Genomic DNA, 20,470 nt, shown 5'->3' with positions numbered 1-20,470 from the left:
AGCAGGGACAAGACTCAAACAGCATGAACCAGCCTGTGCACTCCCGCGCCGCCGGCAGCCGGCCGGTCCCCGAGTTCGACTATATCATCGTCGGCGCAGGCTCTGCCGGCTGCGTGCTCGCCAATCGCCTGACGGAGAGCGGCAGGCACTCCGTGCTCCTGCTGGAGGCGGGGCCGAAGGATACCAACATCTGGATTCACGTGCCGCTCGGCTATGGCCGCCTGTTCAAGGAAAAGAGCGTCAACTGGATGTACGAGACCGAGCCCGAGCCGGGCCTTGGTGGGCGGACCGTTTTCCAGCCGCGCGGCAAGGTGCTGGGCGGGTCGAGCTCGATCAACGGACTGCTCTACGTTCGCGGCCAGCGTGAGGATTACGACCGCTGGCGCCAGCTCGGCAATGCCGGCTGGGGCTATGACGACGTTCTGCCCTATTTCAGGAAGGCAGAAAACCAGGAGCGCGGCGCCGACGAATTCCATGGCACCGGAGGCCCGCTGCCGGTGTCCGACCTTCTGCATGCCGATCCGCTGTCGAAGGCTTTCATCGCGGCGGCCGCCGAGACCGGCATTCCCTTCAACCGCGACTTCAACGGCGCGACCCAGGAAGGAGCGGGCTTTTTCCAGACCACCACCCGCAAGGGGCGGCGGGCCTCGACGGCGGTCGCCTATCTGCGGACAGCGCGAAACAGGTCCAATCTCAAGGTCGAAACCTCCGCGCTGGCGCAGCGGATTTTGTTCGAAGGCCGTCGCGCGGTCGGCATCGAGTATCGATGTGGCGCGGAGCTGCGCAGGGCCCGCGCGCGCAGGGAGATGGTGATCTCGAGCGGGGCCTACAACTCGCCGCAACTGCTGCAGCTCTCCGGCGTTGGACCAGCGGATCTCCTCAACAAGCACGGCATCGAGGTCGTGCTCGATGCACCCGGCGTCGGTCACGGTCTGCAGGACCACATGCAGGTCAGGGTGGTAATGCGCTGCACGCAGCCCATTACCCTGAATGACACCGTCAATCATCCGATCCGCCGCACGCTCGCGGGCCTGCGCTATGCCGCGCTGCGCCAGGGCTGGCTGACCATCGCCGCGGGGACTGCCGGTGCGTTCTTCAAGACCAGCCCACGGCTGGCGACGCCTGACGTGCAGATCCATTTCCTGCCGTTCTCGACCGACAAGATGGGCGAGAAGCTGCACGCATTTTCCGGCTTTACCGCCTCGGTGTGCCAGTTGCGCCCCGAAAGCCGCGGCTCGCTCCGCATCAAGAGCGCCGATCCGGCCGTGCCGCCGGAGATCAGGATCAACTATCTTTCAACCGAAACGGACCGCGCCACCAATGTCGAAGGACTGAAGATCCTGCGGCGGATTCTCGCCGCCCCGGCGCTGAAACCATTCGTGGAGGAGGAGGTCGATCCCGGCGCCAGGGTCGCGACCGATACGGAACTCCTCGAATACTGCCGCCAGCGCGGCAGTACCATCTATCATCCGACCTCAACCTGCCGTATGGGCAACGATGTGCTCGCGGTACTTGACCAGCGGCTGCGGGTGAGGGGCCTTGAAGGGCTGCGCGTGGTCGACGCCTCGGTGATGCCGGACCTTGTATCCGGCAATACCAACGCGCCGATCATCATGATCGCAGAGAAGGCTTCCGACATGATATTGGAGGATGCGCGCTAGAGCATGATCCGGAAAAGTGGGTACCGGTTTTCCGAAAGATCATGCTCAAACAAGATCGGCAGCGCGAAGACCGCTCGCGCTTTGTGCGCGTAGGAAGGAGAACGAGTTTTGGGCATTCGATTGCGGATCGGCACGCGCAAGAGCACGATGGCGCTGGCGCAGACCGAAGAGATCGCGCGCCGCCTGACTGCCGCCGTCGCCGGGGTCGAGGTCGAGATCGTCAAGTTCGACACGACCGGCGACCTCGACCAGACCAGCAAGCTGCTGCCGCATGGCGGCAAGGGCGGCGCCTTCGTCGCGCAGATCCGGGCCGCCGTGCGTTCGGGTGACCTGCACGCGGCGATGCATTCGCTGAAGGACATGCCCGGGAACGAGGACACCCCCGGCCTCGTGATCGGGGCCACGCTGTCGCGCGATCCGCCGGGCGACGTCCTGGTGCTGCGCGAGGGCATCTCGCTCGACGCGCTCAGGCAATCACGCGGCAAGGGCTTCAAGATCGGCACCAACGCGGTGCGGCGCGCGGCCTATGCGCGTCGGCTGTTTCCGGAAGTCGAGGTCATCCATTTCCGCGGTGCCGCCGACACTCGCGTGCGCAAGCTCGACCAGGGCGAGAAGCAGCGACTGCCGGATGGCGGATCGGTCGGGCCCGCGGATGCGCTGATCATGGCGCGCTCGGGGCTTGATCGGGTCGGCCTCTTGCACCGCGCCGGCTATGAATTCTCGGCCGACGAGATGCTGCCTGCGGCCGGGCAGGGCATCGTCGCGGTCGAATGCGCGGCGCAGGACTGGCAGACCCGGCAGATTCTTTCCGCGATCGATGACAAGGCGGCGCGCGCGTGCGCCGACGCCGAACGCGAGGTGCTGTGGGTGCTCAATGGCCATTGCAACTCGCCGGTCGCCGGCTACTCCACCATCAACGGTGCGCAGATGTCGCTGAGCGCGTCGGTGCTCGATCTGACCGGCAATCTGTTCATCGAGGCGTCGCGCATGGGGCCGGCCGATCGGCCGCGCGAGCTCGGCCGAGCCGTCGGGCTCGAGCTGCTCGCCAAGGGCGCCGCCGAGATCATCGAGCGCAGCCGGCCGAGGTAGCCTTCGGAACGGCGGGCTCGAGACAAACCGCGCTTGCTATCCCGCCTTGCCCCGCACGCGCTTGAGCATGCGCTCGACATGCGCGATCGGGGTTTCCGGCTGGATGCCGTGGCCGAGATTGAAGATCAGCGGCCCGCTTCCGTAGCTCGCAAGCACGTCGTCCACCGCGCGATCGAGCGCGTCGCCGCCGGCGATCAGCGCCAGCGGATCGAGATTGCCCTGTACCGCCACTCGGCTTTGCACCTGGTCGCGGATGAAGGCCGGCTCGGCGGTCCAGTCAATGCTGACCGCATTGACGCCGGTCGCCTCGACATAGGCGGGCAGAAGCGCGCCGGCGCCGCGCGGAAAGCCGATAATCTTCGCATCTGGCACTTTCTTGCGGATGCCCTCGACGATGCGGCGCGTCGGCTCGATTGACCAGCGCGCAAATTCGCGCGGTGGCAGCACGCCGGCCCAGGTATCGAAGATCTGCAGCGCCTCGGCGCCGGCCTGAAGCTGACGGAGCAGGTATTCGATCGAGTTTTCCACCAGCACGTCGATGATGTCCGCGAACGCGTCAGGATGCCGATACGCCATCAGTCGCGCCGGCGCCTGGTCGGGCGTGCCTTGTCCTGCCACCATGTAGGTTGCAACGGTCCAGGGCGCGCCGCAGAAGCCGATCAGCGTGACTTTGGGATCGAGCGCGCGGCGCACCAGCCGCAACGCCTCAAACACCGGCTCGAGCCGGTTCAGGTCGGCGCGTTTGGCGAGCGATCGGGCTTTCTCCGGCGTATCGAGCGGCTCCAGCCGCGGCCCTTCGCCGACTTCGAACCGCACCTCACGTTCAAGCGCATGGGGTATGACGAGAATGTCGGAGAAGATGATGGCGGCATCGAAGTTGAAGCGGCGGATCGGCTGCAGCGTAACTTCGGCGGCGAGCTCCGGCGAAAAACAGAGATCCAGGAACGAGCCGGCCCTGGCCCGGACCTCGCGATATTCCGGCAGATATCGGCCCGCCTGCCGCATCATCCAGATGGGAGGAACGGCCTGCTTCTGCCCCGAAAGCACGGCAAGGAACGGTTTGAGGACCGGGTTCTGGGTCAACGGAATTTTCCCGCAAGTTCAGCAGCTATTGGTGCGGCCCTGATACACCGCCGAGGCCGCAACGCCAAGCGCGGCCGGGAACCAGCGCGAATCCGCAGCGTTGACCTCGCGCGCAACGGAGGATTCCATGGCTGAGAAATTCAACCCCGCGCCGCATGACAAGCACGCCGAGGACCCGCAGGAGGCGCTTCGCGCCGACAAGGATATGCACACTCGGCTGGAAGCCGGCCTCAAGGATACCTTCCCAGCGTCGGATCCCGTCAGCGCCGCGCAGCCGTCGCCCTCCAAGGCCGATGGCCGGGAGCAAAACGAGACCCTCTGGGATAAGGTAAAGGCCCTCTTTCGCTGAGAGCAAAACGCGCGTCCGGTAATCTCTCGTTAGCAATGGTGCAAACGCTGTGCGCGGGACTTGCGGACTGCGCTACCTTTTGCCACCCCGCTTCAGGGTTCCATAAGGGTTCCGCAGGATTCTCCCTCATGGAGAATCCTGCATCATGGAAAGCGCTCGTCAAAGAGCCGGCCTGAGGCGCCTGCCGCTGCGTGCAGCGGCATTCGTGGTGTTCACTTGCGTGGCTATTCTTGCCGTCAGCGGCTGGCGCGAGTGGATCTCGCGCCAGGTACTTCTGGGCGCCGCGGAAACCGAAATGGAAAACCTGGCGCGCTCGCTGACGCAGCACGCCGAGGACAGTCTCGATCTGTTGGACTCCAGCATCATTGGTGCGGTCAGCCGAATGGAGATTGACGGGACCGGTCCCGACGCGATCGCCAAGCTTCGAAACGTCTTCACGGCGCGCAAGGATGCGATCGAGCGTATCCATAGCCTCGGTGTCCTCGATCAGGACGGCAATTGGCTTACCGAGCCGGGGACAGTAATCAGCACGCTCAGCAACGACGAGTTCTTTCGGTATCACGTCTACAGCAACAAGCGCGAGGCGTATGTCGGCCGTCCGGTCAAGAGTCTTGCGGATGGCGAATGGGTCATTACCCTCTCGCGCCGGTTCAATCATCCGAACGGCAGTTTTGCCGGCGTGGTGGTCGGAGCGATCAGCTCGAACTATCTCTCCCGCTTCTACCAGCAATTCGATATCGGTCGTCACAGCTCCATCCTGTTGCTGCATGCGGGAGGCACGGTCATCGCCCGCAGCCAGGATAGTGCCACGTACGCCGGGCGCGACCTTTCGGACCGTCCGCTCTTCCGAGACCCTTCGCTGCAGGGCCCCGGCGGGGCCTACGCACTGAAATCGCCGCTGGACGGCAAGGACCGCTTGAATTTCTTCTCGCGCAGCAGCCGATTTCCTGTCGTGCTCCTTGCGACCGTGCAGAAGGATGAAGTTCTGGCGCCATGGCGAGCGGCGGCCATCACGCGGATGTCTGTCGTGCTGGGCCTGGTGCTGTTGATCGCGCTCATCGGGACCTTCCTGGTCCGCCAGCTCATGCTCAGCAAACGGATGGCCGCCGCGCTGGCGGAGAAGGAAGCCAGTTTCCGCCTGCTTGCCGAGGGCTCCAGCGACATGGTGACCCGCATCGGGCTCGACGAGCGGATCCGTTACGTCTCGCCCTCTTGCCGCCGTATCGTGGGCTGGGGAACGAGCAAGTTGGTGGGCACGCCCGCGCTCGCGGGCGTTCATCCGGACGATCTGCCCGACGTTCGCAAGATCGTCGAGTCGATGAAGCGCGGCGAGTTGGAGGAGGCGCGCGTCACCTACCGGACGCGCCATCGCGACAGCGGCGAGATCTGGCTCGAATCGACCCTGTGCGTGACACGCGATGAAAGGGACGAGATCGACGGCGTGGTCGCGATTTCGCGCGACGTTACCGAGCAGAAGAACCTGGAAGGAAAGCTCGAAGCGCTGGCGGTCGAGGACGGGCTCACGGGCCTTGCTAACCGCCGCTGTTTCGACCAGCGCCTTTCAGAGGAGTGGGCCCGGGCTTACCGTGATCGAACCAGCCTCGGCTTGCTCCTGATCGATCTCGATCGCTTCAAGGAATATAACGACACCTATGGTCATCCCGCCGGCGACGATTGCCTGCGCGCCCTGGCAAAGATCCTCGCCCGCGAAGCGAAACGGCCCGGGGATCTTGCCGCGCGCTATGGTGGCGAGGAGTTCGCGATCATACTGCCCAACACCGACGCGGCGGGCTGCGCGCTCATCGCCGAGCGGATTCGTCAGGCTCTTCGCGTGGCGAAAATCGCTCACGCGTCGAATGTGCCGTCCGCGCTCGTCACCGCGAGCATCGGCGGCGCCGCCTGCCGCCCCGGGATGGAGCGCTCCGTCGGTCCGGTCTCGTTGATCGAGGCAGCGGACCGGGCGCTCTACGCGGCCAAGGATGGCGGGCGTGACAGCCTCGTGATGTCGGGCGAGGTTCACAACCTGCTTTCGGCCGCTTCAGGGCAGTAGTCAGCTCAATCCTGTCGCTTCAGTAGTGCGGCGGCCGTTCGTTGGCCGGGCCGGGCGTGGTGGCTTCGGCCTCCTGCAGGCGCTCGTTGAGCTGGGTGATCCGACGCGTGAGCGTATCGATCTGCTTCCATTGCGCCGTGATGACCTCATTCAACGAGTCGATGGTCTCGTCGTGATAGGTCAGCCGCGCCTCCAGCACGTCGATGCGCTCGCTTAAGCTCTTGAAATCATTCATCGCCGGCCCGGTCCTGGCAGAAAACCCTGCAGGGCAGGGCGACCGTTTAGCAGGCCGGAAGAGCCGGGAAAACCGCCAATTGCGCGCCGGATTGTTTCCGGCGGAGAGAACTTCGCGGCCCCACCGTGGTATACCACCATTGCCGAGACCGGCATGAATGTGCCATGTAGGTCCCGTTCCCCCCGGAAATCGCGCCTCGTGCGCCAAGATCCAAGAGCAGCAGAAAGACTATTCGGCATGAGAAGCTTCCATTTCCCCGGCAGGTCCACGGTTCACGCTCAGAACGGCATGGTGGCCACCTCGCACCCGCAAGCCGCATTGGCCGCGATCGAGGTGCTGCGCGACGGCGGCACGGCGGCGGACGCCGCGGTTGCAGGCTGCGCGCTGCTTGGGGTTATCGAGCCGCAATCGACCGGCATCGGCGGCGACTGCTTCTCCCTGGTGCAGCCGCGCGGGGAAGGCAAGATCACGGCCTACAACGGCTCGGGCCGGGCGCCGATGGCGGCGAGCGCGGAATGGTATCTTGAGCGCAAGATCCAGGCCATCCCATTGACCTCGGCGCATGCGGTCTCCATTCCCGGCGCGGTGGATGCATGGGCGACGATCCTGCGCGAACACGGCAAGCTAGGGTTCGACCGGGTGCTGCAGCCGGCGATCAAGGCCGCCGAGGAGGGATACGTTGTCGCGCCGCGCATCGCCTTTGACTGGAACAACCAGTTCGAGAAGCTGAAGAAGGGCACCAATACCGAGCGGTATTTGCTGCCGCACGGCCGGCCGCCCCAGGTCGGCGACGTCATCCACCAGCCGGAACTCGGCAAAACCCTGCGGGCGATCGCCAAGGACGGTCGCGACGCCTTCTACAAGGGGCCGGTCGCCGAGGACATGGTCGAGACCCTGCGCGGCATCGGCGGTCTCCACACGCTGGACGACTTTGCCTCTCATACTACCGAAGTCACCTCGCCGATCGGCACCACCTACAAGGGCCTCGACGTCTGGCAATGCCCGCCGAACGGGCCCGGTATCACCATGCTGGTGATGCTGAACATCCTGTCGCGCTTCGACCTGACGAAATTCCCGCCGCTGAGCGTCCAGCGCTTTCACCTCGAAGCCGAGGCGGCGCGCATCGCCTACATGATCCGCGAGCAGCACGTCGCCGATCCTGCCCATATGAAGATCGACGTCGCGAAAATTCTCGCGAAGGAATTCGCCGACGAGCACATCGGCAAGATCAGTATGGATCGGCTTCTCGATCTGCCCAACGTCGCGCCGCCGATGAACCCTTCCACCATCTACATCACGGTCGTGGACAAGGATCGCAACGTCTGCTCGTTCATCAATTCGATCGCGCATTCCTTCGGATCGGCGATCGTCTCCAACAAGACCGGCGTTCTCCTGCAGAACCGCGCCGGCGGTTTCCGTATCCAGCCCGATCATCCCAATTGCATCGCCGGCGGCAAGCGTCCGCTGCACACGATCATTCCGTGTCTCGTCACCAAGGCAGGGCGTGCCGTGATGCCGTATGGCGTGATGGGCGGACAGTACCAGCCGGTCGGCCAGGTGCATGTCCTGACCAACATCCTCGACTACGGCTGCGACGTGCAGGAAGCGATCGACATGCCGCGCGGCCTCCATTACGAGGGCGTCTACCAGCTCGAGGACGGCGTGCCGGCCGACATTGTCGATGGCTTGAAGAAGATCGGCCACAAGACGACCAACGTTGTCTCTCCGCTCGGCGGAGGACAGGCGATCTGGATCGACTGGGAGAAGGGCACGCTGACCGGCGGTTCCGATCCACGCAAGGACGGTTGCGCGCTCGGTTTTTGAGCAAGGCGGCAATTCCCCCCACATTAAGGTATCAGCCCATGCAGCGTTTTCAGCGTACAATCCTCGCGATTATATCGGCGCTCGCGATTGCAGTGACCGCCGGGACATCGGTTCTCGTTAGCGCCACGGCATCGGCCCAGACCACAGGAAAGACCATGACCACAGCCTCAGGCCTGCAGATCATCGACAGTGTCGCCGGCACCGGCGCCTCGCCCAAGCCCGGCCAGCTTTGCGTGATGCACTACACCGGCTGGCTCTATGAGAACGGCAAGAAAGGAAAGAAATTCGACAGCTCCCTCGACCGCAACGAGCCGTTCGAATTTCCGATCGGCAAGGGCAGGGTGATCGCCGGGTGGGACGAAGGTGTTGCCACCATGAAAGTCGGCGGCAAGCGTACGCTGATCATTCCGCCCGCGCTCGGCTACGGCGCGCGCGGCGCCGGTGGCGTCATCCCGCCGAACGCCACGCTGATGTTCGACGTCGAGCTACTGGCGGTGAAATAACCCCCTCGCTCCGGCGACGTTCTTCTTCTCTGCAAGACAAGAAGACCGGCCTCTTGGCCGGTCTTTGCCTGTTCCGGTCACTCGCCGGTTCTAATCCGCGGCTCGCTTGGCCGCCGAAGCCGCACTGTCGATCGCTTCCTTGGCCGTGTCCTTGGCCTCGCCCATGGTCTTCTGGCCCTTGCCCTTGATTTCCTGAACGGTGCCTTCGCCCTTCATGCGGTCGGAACCGGCAGCCTCGCCGATGCCCTGCTTGGCCTTGCCGATCGCCTCGTTGGTTACGCCCTTGATCTTGTCTTTCGTGCTACCCATGAAAATCTCCTCTTCTTCAAGAGACAAGCTAGGAACACACGATTAGTTCCGGGGCGGCTCTGGTCCGCGCCTACTGCAATCCTTAACTCTGGCGCGGAAACATTCGCGGGGAACACAATGACGGATCAGCACGAGCATTCGCGCCACGATCACGCACATGATGACAACGATCGCTGGAAGCACGACGGCGTACGCGTCATCCCCGGCAACCAGCTTGATCCGAACGTGCCGTCGACCCCCGGCATGGACCGCAAGGCGGCAATCAATTTCGCGCGCGTCGGCGCCCAGAAATTGTGGGCGGGCACCGTATCCATCAAACCCGACGCCAAGACCGGTGCGCATCATCACGGTCATCTCGAGAGCATCATCTATGTGGTGAAAGGAAAGACACGGATGCGCTGGGGCGAACGTCTGCAGTTCACGGCTGAAGCCAATCCCGGCGATTTCATTTTCGTGCCGCCCTATGTGCCGCATCAGGAGATCAATGCCAGCCGCGACGAGGTGCTGGAATGCGTGCTGGTGCGCAGCGACGGCGAGGCGGTTGCGATCAACCTCGACATCGAACCGGTCGAGAAGCCGGAGACCGTGCTGTGGATCGACCCCGTGCATCGGGATCCCGGCGAGAGCAAGTGATCTTGTCCGGCGCAAGACGGCGGCGCGGCGGGAAAGCAGCAGCGGGAGAGTCCGTCATGCCGAGCCTTGTGCGGGCCCCACGCGTTTGCTTCCGCCGGGAAAACTGATGGCCGGGCCGAGCCCGGCCATGGACGGGGCAGGAATCTCAATCGCAAAAAAGTAGCAGACCTTGTCGGATCTCCGGCGCTTGGTTCGTCCTCCGAGCGGATCACCACGAAAGGAGCTTCGTCCATGTCCAAGATCACCCCCTGTCTGTGGTTCGACGGTTCGGCTGAGGAGGCTGCGAACTTCTATGTCTCGCTTCTGCCCGACTCCCGGATCGCGAAGATCCAGAAAAACGTCATCGACAATCCATCGGGGAAGGCAGGTTCGGTGCTTGTCGTCGAGTTCACGATGGGCGGTCAGCGCTTCATCGCGCTGAACGGCGGCATGCGCATGGAATTCACCCATGCCATTTCCCTGCAGATCGACTGTGAAGATCAGGCCGAGGTCGACCGGGTGTGGGACGCCTTCCTTTCGAATGGCGGCCGGCCCGAGCAGTGCGGCTGGCTGAAGGACCGTTACGGCGTGTCCTGGCAGGTGGTACCGAGGGCGCTGCTGCAATATCTCTCCAGCAGCGATGGCGCCGCTGCACAGCGCGCCGCCCAGGCCATGATGAAGATGGTCAAGCTCGACGTCGAAGGGCTGCGGCGCGCCTACGAGGGCAAGTCCGCGGCGTAGCGACGTCGGAATGCCGCGCCGTTCTTGACCAGGCGCGGCCCTAGCGGGATGCGTGAGGCTGCAGATTGGAGCTCCGCCTTCATGCGGCGGAGCGGCGTCAATACTTGATTCGCAGGCCGATGCCGCCGTGGACGGTATTGCCGACAGGATGCGGTCCCACCGTGCCGTTGGCGAAGAGATCAACAATCCAGCTCTCCGACACGCGGAAGCCGAGGCGGCCGCCCAATTCGAACCAGCCCTGATCGCCCATGGTTGCCGTCACGCTGTTGGTGCCGTTCATGCTGGTGATGTTGGCGAGGATGCCGGAATTGGACCCAAACGAGTGCACATATCCGCCGTTGATGTTGGCTTCGACGGAACGGCCGAACAGATGGGTCCATTGGCCGCCGATCTTCACCAGACTGGTGCGATCGGTGCCGGTCGCGAACGTCGCCTCGAACGGATTGTAGGCGATCGTCGGATCGCTGTAACCGGAGACGCGCTGCCACAATTGCCAGAACTCGACCGAACCCGCGACCTCGTCGCGCGGCGACAGCCGGGTGATCCAGCCTGCGCGGCCATAGACGGCGTAATTCGAGCTGTTGGTCGAACCTGCAACCGTCACCGGGCCGCTGTTCGTATTGTAGCTGCGGGTATACCGCACCTTCTCCCAGGGCGTCAGAATGGTGCCGATGTCGAAGAACGGTCGCGAGGAGCCCCAGTCGGTGAAGTCATAGCGCAGCGCGAACGCGCCGATCGGCGCGCTGGTGACGCTGTAGTTGCCCTCGCCGTAGTGGGTGTAGGCCAGGCCGGCGATCAGCGACAGGTTGTTGGTGATCTCCTTGCGGCCGTGGATGCCCGCCGAGAACGATCCGACCGAACCGAACGCGCTCATGCAGTCGCCGCAGTTGACCTGCTCGTTGACCCCGAGCAACACGGTGCCGAGCACCCGGTTCGTGATCATCTGGTTGAAGCGCTGGTTGGCGACATCACGCACCGAGTCGCCGCTGGAACCGCCGTCTGTAGGAGGTGCATACGCCGGACCGAATGTGACCGGGCACTCGGTGCCGTAGCACGTAGCCGGAGTCGGCGAAGGCGTTGGACTTGGCAGCAGACCGGGTCCCTCACACCCGGTGTAGCACGTATCCGGAGTTGGCGAAGGTGTTGGACTTGGTAACAACCCCTGGGCCGAGGCCGGAGCCCCGTGCACGACCAATGCGCCAAGCACGATGGCCGCGCCGAGCGCGGCCGATGCGATCAAAGTGCGCAGCGATCTTGCCATGGTCAGCGCCCGCACAGCATGCCGCCGTCTTGGACATCGGGGGTGACAGTCGGAGAGTCATCCGCATATTTGTTCACCGAGCAAAGCCCGGCAGTCGACGCGCAGGTCTTGGCGAAGGTCCATGGCGGGATGTTGGCCTTCTTGATCTTGAACTTGCCGTTGTCGCCCAGGGTGATGATCGCGGTGTCGCCGGGGTTGATCAGCTCGAGGCATTGTCCATCGGGCGCGCAGACCTTCGAGCCGCCTTCCTGGAGCACCACCGTGGTACTGTTGCGGACCGTCAGGATGTCGAGGATGGTGCCGCGCACGCCGATCGTCGCCAATGGCGTCGAGATCTTGTACGCGGTCTTTTCCGAGTGACCGGTGACGAATCGGAATGCACCGGTCGTCATGCGAATAGCAACATCGCGGTAGGAATGGTCGTCATTGAAGACTGTGCTGTCGAGCGTGAGGCTCGCGTTGGGACCGAGCGACAGGTTGGTCGAGTCGGCCATGACGAAGCGCGCGGCGCTCTCGATGCCGGTCTGCACCGTGTCATCGCGCATCATGGCTTCGCCGACGTTGATCTGGTTGGCAGCGGATCCCGCCACGCGCAGCACTTGCTTTTGAACCACCACGGCCTCGCCGACGCGCTTCTGCGCGTGCGCGGCGCCCACCGAACACCCGATAGCCAGCAGCAAAGCAGGGAGAGAGAGAAAGAGGCGACGCAAATTCATTTCTTAACCGATCGATGTGTCTTGTATCGTACCCGATCGTGCGCAGTTGTAATGTTGTAATTTTACAACAAGCGTACAACGGCATGCGTCTTGGTTAGTGACAGCGCAGATTGGATACGTTCAATGCGAGCGATGAAAAATTTTCTCGGCGAGTGAAGCAGATTTGCCACGCAACTCATTCGCAAAAGCAGCGCGCAAATCGCGATCGACCCCGGATATCTCCGTGAGTCGGAGCGCGCTGATCGCCGTCGTCATTTTCGTGTGCGCGCACTTGCTGCTTCTGATCGGCATCAGCACGCCGCAGAAGTTCGTCTTCGACGAGGTGCATTACGTGCCTGCGGCGCGACAGATGCTCGCGCCCACCATAACGAAGCCCGTGCTCAATCCGATGCACCCGCCGCTGGCCAAAGAGCTGATGGCGCTGTCGATCGCTTCCTTCGGCGACAACGCGCTGGGATGGCGCTATCCGGCGACGCTGTTCGGCGCGTTTTCGATTCTGGCGGTCTATCTGTGCGGGCTCGCGCTGTTCGCGAGGGAGGGCCACGCGGTCGCCGCCGCCCTGATCGCCTTCTTCAACCAGATGGTCTTCGTGCAGTCGCGCGTTGCCATGCTGGACATCTTTGCGCTCGCGCTCGGCCTGCTCGGCACCGCGGCCTTCCTGCACGGCTTTAACCGAGAACGGCCGCATCGGTTGTTTGCGCTTGCGGGGCTCTTCTTCGGCCTTGCCACCGCCTGCAAGTGGAGCGGATTGTTTCCGCTTGCCACTTGCATCGCCATCGTCGCGCTGATCCGGCTGCTGCAACGATGGCGCACCGCGTTCGCCGATGCTCGCGAGAGCGACTGGTACCGGCCCGACCTCTGGCCGGAATTCCAGTCTCGGCATTTCGTCGCCTGCTTCCTGCTGCTGCCGGTGGCTTCCTACCTTTGGACTTTCTTCCCGCTCTACGGCCTGTCGGTGACGGACCTGATCGAGGCTCAGCGACGGATCTTCGCCGACAACACCACGACCGCCATCGCCAGTCACACCTACATGAGCGCGTGGCCGTCCTGGCCGTTCCTGGTGCGCCCGGTCTGGTTTCTGTTCGACAAGCTTGGTGAAGACAAGATGGCCGCCATCGTCTTCCTCGGCAATCCGCTGGTGCTGTGGCCGGCGCTCGTCGCGCTCGCAATTTGCCTGCGCGACTTCATCGTCACGCGGCGCGCGGACGTCTTCCTGATTCTGGCGTTCTATTTCGGGCCGTACATCGCCTGGGCGCTGTCGCCGCGGGCCTTGGCCTTCCTCTACTACTATCTGCCGTCGGCTACGATGACTTCGCTGGCGCTGGTCTACGCTTTGACCCGAGGCGATCTGCCTCGCTGGCTGGTTTGGGCTTTCGTCGCGGTCGCCGCGGTTGGCTTTATCGCCATGCTGCCGATCTCGGCCGCTTTCGTCGGCACGTCCATGGAGACGTTTGGTCGCCTGATGCTGTTCAGGAGCTGGATCTGACAAGGGCGCGGCAAGCTCGCCGCGCCCTCGATCGTTTCGAACGATCTCGTCTTGTGCCGTCCGGCGGAGCGCTCCCGCCTCGCGATTACTGCGACGCGGTCTTGGTGTCCATGTTGACCACCTGGACGCGGCGGTTGACCGGGGCGGTCGGGTTGGCGGCGTCCTTCAGCTTGGCCTTGCCGTAACCGACCGTGACGAGGTCGCTGCCGTTGAGCCCGTACTTCTCGACGAGGTAGCGCTTGATGGTGTCGGCGCGCCGCGCAGACAGATCCTGGTTGAAGCCATCGCTGCCGATCGCGTCGGTATGGCCGGCGACCACGAAGGTCGAGCCCTTCAGGCTCGGGTCGGACAGCGCCTTGCCGAGCGCCTGCACCGACGGCACCGACGTCTTGCTGATCTCAGCCGAGTTGTAGTCGAACTGGATTTCCAGGTCGATTTTCGGCTTGCTCGCCGCGAGCTCGGCAATCTGCTCGCGCTCACCCAGCGAGAGCGAGCGGGTCTGGCGATTGCGCACGGTGTTCAGGAAGCTCGTTTCCTTGGCTTTCACGGAAGGGTCGACCTGCGGGCCCGCGGACAGGCCGCGGGTGACCGGCTTCGGTTTCAAAGCGTCGAGGATCTGACCTGTCGACACGTTGCTGTCGCCGGCCAGTGCCAAACCTGCCGTCATCGACAGCGCGGCCGTAAGCGTGATGGCTTTCAATCCGAAGAAATGATGAGACCGGGTCATTGTCGTATCCTCGCTGTTACGCGCCTGATGATCTTTTGATGTTGCCATCATAGGCATGGTTCAAACACTCCGATGTGACGCACGTCACGGAAGGTGGGAGTGTGACCTGCGTCACGTTCAGACTTGGGCGGGACTTGTTATCGGAAAGGCGGCTCGAAAGGCCATTCCTCCCGTTGCTGCTCTTCCTTGTGGCCGCAATGCTGTCGCCGCGGCGCCGAGGTGAGAACAACAAACGGGCCAGATGGGCCAATAGGAACGTTGTCCGCGCCCCAATGACCCGGCGCAAGCGAAGAGTGCCGTGTTCCGTCCCGTGCGAAGGCAGAGTGAGTATCAGGGGTATCGCTCCGGCACGCCGGATGGAGCAGGTTTCAGCACTTCACTGCCGATCTACATCGGTGCGGCGCTGATTGCGGCTGCCATCCTGTTGTCGACCCTGATCAGTTCGCTCACGACTCGCTTCACCGGCGTCGACGGCCCCAACGAAGAGAGCATATGGCTGGTCGATCGGCTCACCGGCAGCGTCTATCGCTGCCAGGCGCCCGAGCGTGGCAGGGCGCTGTGCGAATCGGAGGTGGCGACGGGAAGCTTAGGCGAGCGGCCCAAAGGCGGACGCTGACCGCCGCGCTGCCACCGGACACAAGCGAATCCGCTACATTGCGCGCGCGATGTCACGCGAAGCCAAACCTGTTCTCCTCACCACGGCCAAAGCCCGCCGCATCTGGCTGCGCGCCCAGCGGCTGGATACGCCTTCCCCGTTCGGCAGCGGCCCGCAGGCGGTGACCGAGGCCGTAGCTCATCTCGGCTACGTCCAGATCGACACCATCAACGTCATCGAGCGTTGCCACCACCACATTCTCTACAACCGCATCCCCGACTATCGCCGCGCCGATCTTCGCCACGCCCAGAGCGTCGACAAGAGCGTATTCGAGTATTGGACGCATGCGCTCTCCTACGTGCCGACGAGGGATTTCCGCTTCTTCCTGCCGGCGATGCGCCAGCACCGGCGCGAGCGCCACCTGAGCCGCTGGTTCGGATCGGTGACGCCGGCGGCGACGCGCAAGGTGATGCGGCTGCTCCGGCAAGGTGCGTTGACCATCCGCGACATCGATGACGACGTGCTGGTCGATAAGCAGCATTTATGGGCGAGCCGCAAGCCGTCGAAGCGGGCGCTGCAGCTTGCGTTCTACAACGGCGTGGCGACGATCAGCGAACGCCAAGGCATGCTGAAGACCTACGAGCTGACGGAGCGGCATTTCGGCTGGGACCGCCTGCCGAGGCCAGCGTCACCGACCGAGGTTGCGAATTATCTGCTCGACCGCGCGCTTCGTGCGCAAGGCATCGTCAGCCTGGATTCGATCTGCCATCTCGATGCGCCGAGCAAGCCGAAGGTTGCGCGCGCGATCGCATCGCGCCTGCGTCGTGGCGAACTTCTGCCTGTCGCGCTTGAAGGGGCCAGGCACGAGCATTGGGCCGAGCCTGAGATGCTGGAAGCTGCGCTGGACGGCGCGCCGGAGCGCGTGCACATCCTCTCGCCCTTCGATCCGCTGATCATCCAGCGCAAGCGAACGCACGTTTTCTTCGACTACGAACATCGTTTCGAAGCCTATGTGCCGAAAGAAAAGCGCGTCTTGGGATATTTCGCGCTGCCGGTGCTTGCCGGCGACGAGATCGTTGCGGCGCTCGACCTGAAGGCCGACCGCCCGCACCGACGCCTGCTGATGCAGAAGTGGAGCTGGATCGGCAAAGGCGGGGGCCGGAGCGCGCGCCCCGAGCTGAAGCGGCGCATCGAGGAGGAGCTTCACCGCTTCGAGCGTTTTCAGCTCGCCGACTGAGTGCCGCGCGGGACAAACTTCGCGAACGTCAGCCAATCCAGCGCGACGCCCAGCAAAATGCCGATGCCGTAAGCGACCATGTTCCACGGCGAGAAGATACGCCCCAGCAGAAGCGCGCCGGCCGTGGTCAGCCGAAAGGAATCGAGCCAGGGCGTGTGGACTAATCGAAACAGCTCAACCAGGATCGCTACCGCGGCGGCGATCAGGGCGGCGTCGCGGCGATCGAGACGGGGCAGCGTGGCGGAAACGAGGAAGAAGACCATTGTCGCCCACAGCAAGGAGCCACCATACTTCACGATGAAAGCCGGTAGCCCGATCTGAAAGCCGTATCGGCGCAGCGCAAGTCCGCAAACGATGATGATCAGGGCGATGGCAAGGCTGAGCAGCGACTTGGTGCGAAGGTCAATGGCCCCTTGATCTCCGGTCGAACCCTCCTTTGCCAAGCTTTCCTCCTGCGGAGTGTTCGTTCCGGCGCGGAACCTGGAGCCGTTCGGCTGGTTAGCCCGTAACAACGGTTCCAAGGGAGGCACCATGAGCACCGACAAGTCAATTCTGGAAAAGATCACGGACACGGTGAAAGAGGTGGCCAATCGCGCTTCGGACGCCGCCGTCGAGGCGCTCAAACCCGAGCCGCATCCGGCCAAGAAAGGCGGCAGGATCGAAAAGGATGTCAGCGAGACCACCGCCGGCTACGTGCCGCTGGCGGCGGACGGCATCGTGGCCGATCCGCTTCTTGTCCAGCCACTTGCGGAGGCGCCGGCGAGGCCGAAGCGCGGAGGGAAGGCGGCCGGGCGGACCGCGTCGAAAAAGGCCACCAAATCTTCCGCGCGCCGCGCGCCGAAGAAGGCCGGGAAGAAATCGATGGCGAGGAAGTCGAAGGCCACGGTGAAGACGCGTCAAGCCTCGGCGGCCAAGCGCGCCGCCGGCAAGACGAGTCGGCGAGGCGCGAAGAAGCGCAGCCGCTGAGGCGCAACCAACTCCTGCATTCTCACCGTCCCGGAGAACGATGGGGCACACTCATGTCTTGCTGAGCCCCGGCCTGCAATTCACTGGCGCTGTTGACGTTGCGACTAGTGATGATTGACTCTTACGGCGCGATGCTGAAAACCCCCGTGGGGCAAAGAGGGGCAACCTCGGGGGAAATTCATGAGCCAGACTGTTGCCGGATCCGCGCCGGGTGACAAGAGCGAGATTGAGGTCTCGACCATCCGGGCCGTCTCCTGGCGTCTGATTCCATTCCTGGTACTGGCCTACTTCTTTTCCTATCTCGATCGCGTCAATCTCGGCTTCGCCGCGCTGACCATGAATGCGGAGCTGAAATTCACGCCGCTGATCTTCGCCTGGGGCGCGGGCATCTTCTTCTTCGGCTATTTCATCTTCGAAGTGCCGAGCAACCTGGCGCTCGAGAAGTTCGGCGCCAGCCGGTGGATCGCCCGCATCATGGTGACCTGGGGCGTGATCTCGGCCCTGATGGCCACCGTCAGCGGGATCTGGAGCTTCTACACCCTGCGTTTTTTGCTGGGCGTGGCGGAAGCCGGATTCTTTCCAGGCATCATCCTGTATCTGACATATTGGTATCCGGCCGAGTATCGCGCCCGTTTCCTCGCGGCTTTTGCCATCGCCGTTCCCGTCTCCACCGTGATCGGCTCGCCCATTTCGGGTCTGTTGCTTGGGCTCGACGGCGTCATGGGGTTGAAGGGCTGGCAGTGGCTGTTCATCATCGAGGGCATCCCGTCGGTCCTGCTCGGCATCGTCACCTGGTTCTACCTGACCGACAAGCCCGAGAAGGCGAACTGGCTGAGCGCCGAACAGAAGGCCTGGTTGTCGGCCCGGCTGCAAAGCGAGATCGCGGCCAAGCAGGCGGCGAAGCACTTCACGCTGGGTGAGGCGCTGTCCTCGCCGAAGGTGATCGCGCTGAGCATGATCTATTTCGGCTTCGTCGGCGCGCGCTCTATGGCATGCAGTTCTGGCTGCCGCAGATTGTCAAAGCCTTCGGCCTCACCAACGCCCAGACCGGCTTCGTCACCGCGATCCCGTACCTGTTCGGCACCGTTGCGATGATCCTGTGGGCACGCCGTTCCGATAAGATGCGCGAGCGGGTGAGCCATGTCGGAGCGCCGTTGCTGCTCACCGCGATCGCGCTCGGCGTCTCTAGCTATCTGACCCATCCGACCCTGACCATGGTGGCTTTGACGGTTGCCGCGATCGGCGTGTTCTGCACATTCGGGGTGTTCTGGACGCTGCCGACGGCATCGCTGTCCGGCACGGCGGCCGCCGGTGCGATTGCGCTGATCAACTCGATCGGCAACCTCGCGGGTTTCCTCGGGCCGTATTTGATCGGCTGGGCCAAGGACGCGACCGGCCAGATGTCGACCGGGCTATTGGTGCTGGCCATCCTGCCGTTGATCGCTGGACTGCTCGTCTTCCTGGGCGGGCACGAGACCAAGCACGAGTTCGCGGGGCAGGCGCGCTGACGATTGTCGCCTCTTTGTGAAGCGGACGCGCGTCAGCCTGGGCGCCATGGCCGCCCGGCGAAGAGGTGGTGGAACAGGGCGCGGCTCCTCCTGGGCTTGCTATAAATCGCCATAGGTTTCAAGGAGTTATAAAGATCTCGCCCCGGCTCTTGCGGTGCGGGCTGTGGTCTATCCAGCGACCACCGCTCGTTAACAATCACGAATTCATGATCAATGACGATTATTGACAATCGTCAGTCTTTATTCGACATTCCCTCGCAACTGAATGCCGCAGGAGTGTCTTCCGATGTTCGTCCGCTTGGTTTTGGCAGGCTATTCAAGGTTGCTAGTGGGCGCCTCGCTGGCCCTGATCGCGGTCGCTCTGGCGGGCTGCAACGACACGGTCGCCCAAAAGTCCACCCCGACCCGTCCGGTGCTGGTCGCCGCGGCCCATTACGAGGCCGAAACGCCCGAGCGCAGCTTCGTTGGCACCATCAAGCCCAGGATCGAGAGCGACCTCGGCTTTCGCGTGGCCGGCAAAGTCGCCAAGCGCCTGGTCGAGGTCGGGCAGACCGTCGATGTCAATCAGCCGCTCGCGACGCTGGACGAGGTCGATCTGAAGCTGCAGGCCGAGCAGGCCCAGGCTGAACTTTCCGCCGCGACCGGCGTCCTGGCGCAGGCGGCCGCCGCCGAGCAGCGCGCGAAGGAATTGCGCGCCAAGGGCTGGGCGACTGACGCGCAGATGGACCAGAGCCGTGCGGCGGCCGATGAAGCCCGCGGCCGGCTCAACCGCGCCGAGCGCTCGGTCGAATTGACCCGCAACTCGCTGTCCTATGCCACTCTCGCCGCCGACACCCGCGGCGTCGTCACGGCGACCTCGATCGAGCCCGGCCAGGTCGTGGCCGCCGGCCAGGCCGCCATTCGCGTGGCGCGCTTTGCCGAGAAGGAGGCGGTGGTTGCGATCCCTGAGACCCTGGTCGGGCGCGCCAGGTCGGGCGTCGCCAGCGTGACCCTGTGGTCGGAGCCGAACAGGAAATACGCCGCCAAGCTGCGCGAGATCGCGCCGACCGCCGATTCCGTCACCCGCACCTATCTTGCCAAGTTCTCGCTGCCCGAAGCCGACGACAAGGCCGCGCTCGGCATGACCGCGACCTTGACACTGGGCGATGCCGCAACCGAGCGCGTCGCGCGACTTCCGCTCTCGGCCTTGTTCAACGAAGGCGGCAAGCCCTGCTTCTATGTGGTCGGCGATAACGGCGAGATCTCGCGCAAGCCGGTCACGGTGAAATCCTATGAGAGCAATGACGTCGTCATCACCGGCGGCGTCGAAGAGGGCGCCAAGGTGATCGCGCTCGGGGTGCAGAAGGTCGATCCGAACGAGAAAGTGCGCATCGTGTCGTCGCTCTCGTTCTGAGTTGACTGACAACGAGCAACCACCGTCATTGCCAGGAGCGTAAGCGGCAAAGCAATCCAGACTGTTTTCGTGGACGCATCGCCTGGATTGCTTCGCTCCGCTCGCAATGACGACCCTATAAGGCG

General features: G+C 63.8%; 20 protein-coding genes and 1 pseudogene. 14 read left to right on the top strand and 7 right to left on the bottom strand.

Annotation, left to right across the window (positions count from 1 at the left end):
• Positions 1-23: 23 nt before the first annotated feature.
• Both HY852_RS04945 and hemC read left to right on the top strand, forming a co-directional pair.
• Entirely contained in the window at positions 24-1,661 is a 1,638-nt protein-coding gene (locus HY852_RS04945) for a choline dehydrogenase (RefSeq protein WP_291603033.1), read from the top strand.
• Between the two features lie 108 nt (positions 1,662-1,769).
• Entirely contained in the window at positions 1,770-2,750 is a 981-nt protein-coding gene (hemC, locus tag HY852_RS04940; RefSeq protein ID WP_291603032.1) for a hydroxymethylbilane synthase, read from the top strand.
• Between the two features lie 36 nt (positions 2,751-2,786).
• Here hemC and hemE read toward each other — a convergent pair whose 3' ends face one another.
• The gene (hemE, locus tag HY852_RS04935) at positions 2,787-3,833 is read right to left on the bottom strand and encodes a uroporphyrinogen decarboxylase (protein WP_291603031.1); all 1,047 of its coding nucleotides are present in this window, start codon (positions 3,831-3,833) and stop codon (positions 2,787-2,789) included.
• A gap of 127 nt (positions 3,834-3,960) precedes the next feature.
• On the opposite strand from hemE, the gene HY852_RS04930 reads away from it, so the two are divergent.
• Positions 3,961-4,182 (top strand): hypothetical protein, encoded by a 222-nt coding sequence (locus tag HY852_RS04930; RefSeq protein ID WP_291603030.1) that lies wholly within the window; start codon positions 3,961-3,963, stop codon positions 4,180-4,182.
• 145 nt (positions 4,183-4,327) lie between these two features.
• The gene (locus HY852_RS04925; protein ID WP_291603029.1) at positions 4,328-6,232 is read left to right on the top strand and encodes a diguanylate cyclase; all 1,905 of its coding nucleotides are present in this window, start codon (positions 4,328-4,330) and stop codon (positions 6,230-6,232) included.
• Positions 6,233-6,251: 19 nt separating this feature from the next.
• Here HY852_RS04925 and HY852_RS04920 read toward each other — a convergent pair whose 3' ends face one another.
• A complete protein-coding gene (locus HY852_RS04920) occupies positions 6,252-6,467 on the bottom strand; it encodes a SlyX family protein (RefSeq protein WP_291603028.1) in 216 nt (71 codons plus the stop codon).
• Between the two features lie 237 nt (positions 6,468-6,704).
• Between HY852_RS04920 and ggt the strand changes: the two genes are divergently transcribed.
• Together ggt and HY852_RS04910 are read left to right on the top strand one after the other, a co-directional pair.
• Entirely contained in the window at positions 6,705-8,291 is a 1,587-nt protein-coding gene (ggt, locus tag HY852_RS04915) for a gamma-glutamyltransferase (RefSeq protein ID WP_291603027.1), read from the top strand.
• Between the two features lie 38 nt (positions 8,292-8,329).
• A complete protein-coding gene (locus HY852_RS04910; protein ID WP_291603026.1) occupies positions 8,330-8,794 on the top strand; it encodes an FKBP-type peptidyl-prolyl cis-trans isomerase in 465 nt (154 codons plus the stop codon).
• Positions 8,795-8,884: 90 nt separating this feature from the next.
• On the opposite strand, the gene HY852_RS04905 is transcribed toward HY852_RS04910, so the two are convergent.
• Positions 8,885-9,103, bottom strand: coding sequence for a CsbD family protein (locus HY852_RS04905; RefSeq protein ID WP_291603025.1), 219 nt, complete (start codon positions 9,101-9,103; stop codon positions 8,885-8,887).
• Positions 9,104-9,220: 117 nt separating this feature from the next.
• Between HY852_RS04905 and HY852_RS04900 the strand changes: the two genes are divergently transcribed.
• Together HY852_RS04900 and HY852_RS04895 are read left to right on the top strand one after the other, a co-directional pair.
• On the top strand, positions 9,221-9,736 hold the full coding sequence (locus HY852_RS04900; RefSeq protein WP_291603024.1) for a cupin domain-containing protein: 516 nt from the start codon (positions 9,221-9,223) through the stop codon (positions 9,734-9,736).
• Positions 9,737-9,967: 231 nt separating this feature from the next.
• The gene (locus HY852_RS04895) at positions 9,968-10,456 is read left to right on the top strand and encodes a VOC family protein (RefSeq protein WP_291603023.1); all 489 of its coding nucleotides are present in this window, start codon (positions 9,968-9,970) and stop codon (positions 10,454-10,456) included.
• 97 nt (positions 10,457-10,553) lie between these two features.
• Here the strand turns inward: HY852_RS04895 and HY852_RS04890 are convergent, their stop codons facing one another.
• Positions 10,554-11,717, bottom strand: a complete 1,164-nt coding sequence (locus tag HY852_RS04890; protein ID WP_291603022.1) for a hypothetical protein — start codon at positions 11,715-11,717, stop codon at positions 10,554-10,556.
• A gap of 2 nt (positions 11,718-11,719) precedes the next feature.
• Positions 11,720-12,373 carry a FecR family protein gene (locus HY852_RS04885; RefSeq protein ID WP_291603021.1) on the bottom strand — a complete coding sequence of 218 codons (654 nt, stop codon included), beginning with the start codon at positions 12,371-12,373 and terminating at the stop codon, positions 11,720-11,722.
• Positions 12,374-12,656: 283 nt separating this feature from the next.
• On the opposite strand from HY852_RS04885, the gene HY852_RS04880 reads away from it, so the two are divergent.
• Positions 12,657-13,919, top strand: coding sequence for a phospholipid carrier-dependent glycosyltransferase (locus tag HY852_RS04880; protein WP_291603020.1), 1,263 nt, complete (start codon positions 12,657-12,659; stop codon positions 13,917-13,919).
• An 85-nt stretch (positions 13,920-14,004) separates the two neighbouring features.
• Here HY852_RS04880 and HY852_RS04875 read toward each other — a convergent pair whose 3' ends face one another.
• The gene (locus tag HY852_RS04875; protein WP_291603019.1) at positions 14,005-14,646 is read right to left on the bottom strand and encodes an OmpA family protein; all 642 of its coding nucleotides are present in this window, start codon (positions 14,644-14,646) and stop codon (positions 14,005-14,007) included.
• Between the two features lie 379 nt (positions 14,647-15,025).
• Here HY852_RS04875 and HY852_RS04870 point away from each other — a divergent pair, with 379 nt between their 5' ends.
• Together HY852_RS04870 and HY852_RS04865 are read left to right on the top strand one after the other, a co-directional pair.
• Positions 15,026-15,262 (top strand): hypothetical protein, encoded by a 237-nt coding sequence (locus HY852_RS04870; RefSeq protein WP_291603055.1) that lies wholly within the window; start codon positions 15,026-15,028, stop codon positions 15,260-15,262.
• Positions 15,263-15,311: 49 nt separating this feature from the next.
• Positions 15,312-16,478, top strand: coding sequence for a crosslink repair DNA glycosylase YcaQ family protein (locus HY852_RS04865; protein ID WP_291603018.1), 1,167 nt, complete (start codon positions 15,312-15,314; stop codon positions 16,476-16,478).
• Here the strand turns inward: HY852_RS04865 and HY852_RS04860 are convergent.
• Positions 16,463-17,023: a DUF2809 domain-containing protein gene (locus HY852_RS04860; protein ID WP_367116325.1), complete on the bottom strand. Its 561-nt coding sequence runs from the start codon at positions 17,021-17,023 to the stop codon at positions 16,463-16,465. The two genes, HY852_RS04865 and HY852_RS04860, sit on opposite strands and share 16 nt — an antisense overlap.
• Here HY852_RS04860 and HY852_RS04855 point away from each other — a divergent pair.
• The 3 genes and pseudogenes from HY852_RS04855 (at position 17,010) to HY852_RS04845 (ending at position 20,345) form a co-directional block, all read left to right on the top strand.
• Positions 17,010-17,444: a hypothetical protein gene (locus tag HY852_RS04855; protein WP_291603017.1), complete on the top strand. Its 435-nt coding sequence runs from the start codon at positions 17,010-17,012 to the stop codon at positions 17,442-17,444. The genes HY852_RS04860 and HY852_RS04855 overlap by 14 nt on opposite strands.
• Before the next feature lie 180 nt (positions 17,445-17,624).
• Positions 17,625-18,952: pseudogene (locus HY852_RS04850) on the top strand (MFS transporter).
• Between the two features lie 286 nt (positions 18,953-19,238).
• Entirely contained in the window at positions 19,239-20,345 is a 1,107-nt protein-coding gene (locus tag HY852_RS04845) for an efflux RND transporter periplasmic adaptor subunit (protein WP_291603016.1), read from the top strand.
• The last annotated feature ends 125 nt before the right edge of the window (positions 20,346-20,470 follow it).

The organism is Bradyrhizobium sp. (assembly GCF_016213215.1).
In the GTDB taxonomy this organism is placed as follows: domain Bacteria; phylum Pseudomonadota; class Alphaproteobacteria; order Rhizobiales; family Xanthobacteraceae; genus Bradyrhizobium.
Note: the sequence above shows the minus strand (reverse complement) of the source record. Positions and strands in the feature narration are given on the sequence as shown.

Bases quoted from the DNA above. Each gene is read 5' to 3' on its own strand.
- HY852_RS04945 (WP_291603033.1), top strand. From the start codon at position 24: ATGAACCAGCCTGTGCACTCCCGCGCCGCCGGCAGCCGGCCGGTCCCC.
- HY852_RS04930 (WP_291603030.1), top strand. From the start codon at position 3,961: ATGGCTGAGAAATTCAACCCCGCGCCGCATGACAAGCACGCCGAGGAC.
- HY852_RS04925 (WP_291603029.1), top strand. From the start codon at position 4,328: ATGGAAAGCGCTCGTCAAAGAGCCGGCCTGAGGCGCCTGCCGCTGCGT.
- HY852_RS04920 (WP_291603028.1), bottom strand. From the start codon at position 6,467: ATGAATGATTTCAAGAGCTTAAGCGAGCGCATCGACGTGCTGGAGGCG.
- ggt (WP_291603027.1), top strand. From the start codon at position 6,705: ATGAGAAGCTTCCATTTCCCCGGCAGGTCCACGGTTCACGCTCAGAAC.
- HY852_RS04910 (WP_291603026.1), top strand. From the start codon at position 8,330: ATGCAGCGTTTTCAGCGTACAATCCTCGCGATTATATCGGCGCTCGCG.
- HY852_RS04905 (WP_291603025.1), bottom strand. From the start codon at position 9,103: ATGGGTAGCACGAAAGACAAGATCAAGGGCGTAACCAACGAGGCGATC.
- HY852_RS04900 (WP_291603024.1), top strand. From the start codon at position 9,221: ATGACGGATCAGCACGAGCATTCGCGCCACGATCACGCACATGATGAC.
- HY852_RS04895 (WP_291603023.1), top strand. From the start codon at position 9,968: ATGTCCAAGATCACCCCCTGTCTGTGGTTCGACGGTTCGGCTGAGGAG.
- HY852_RS04890 (WP_291603022.1), bottom strand. From the start codon at position 11,717: ATGGCAAGATCGCTGCGCACTTTGATCGCATCGGCCGCGCTCGGCGCG.
- HY852_RS04875 (WP_291603019.1), bottom strand. From the start codon at position 14,646: ATGACCCGGTCTCATCATTTCTTCGGATTGAAAGCCATCACGCTTACG.
- HY852_RS04865 (WP_291603018.1), top strand. From the start codon at position 15,312: ATGTCACGCGAAGCCAAACCTGTTCTCCTCACCACGGCCAAAGCCCGC.
- HY852_RS04855 (WP_291603017.1), top strand. From the start codon at position 17,010: ATGAGCACCGACAAGTCAATTCTGGAAAAGATCACGGACACGGTGAAA.
- HY852_RS04845 (WP_291603016.1), top strand. From the start codon at position 19,239: ATGTTCGTCCGCTTGGTTTTGGCAGGCTATTCAAGGTTGCTAGTGGGC.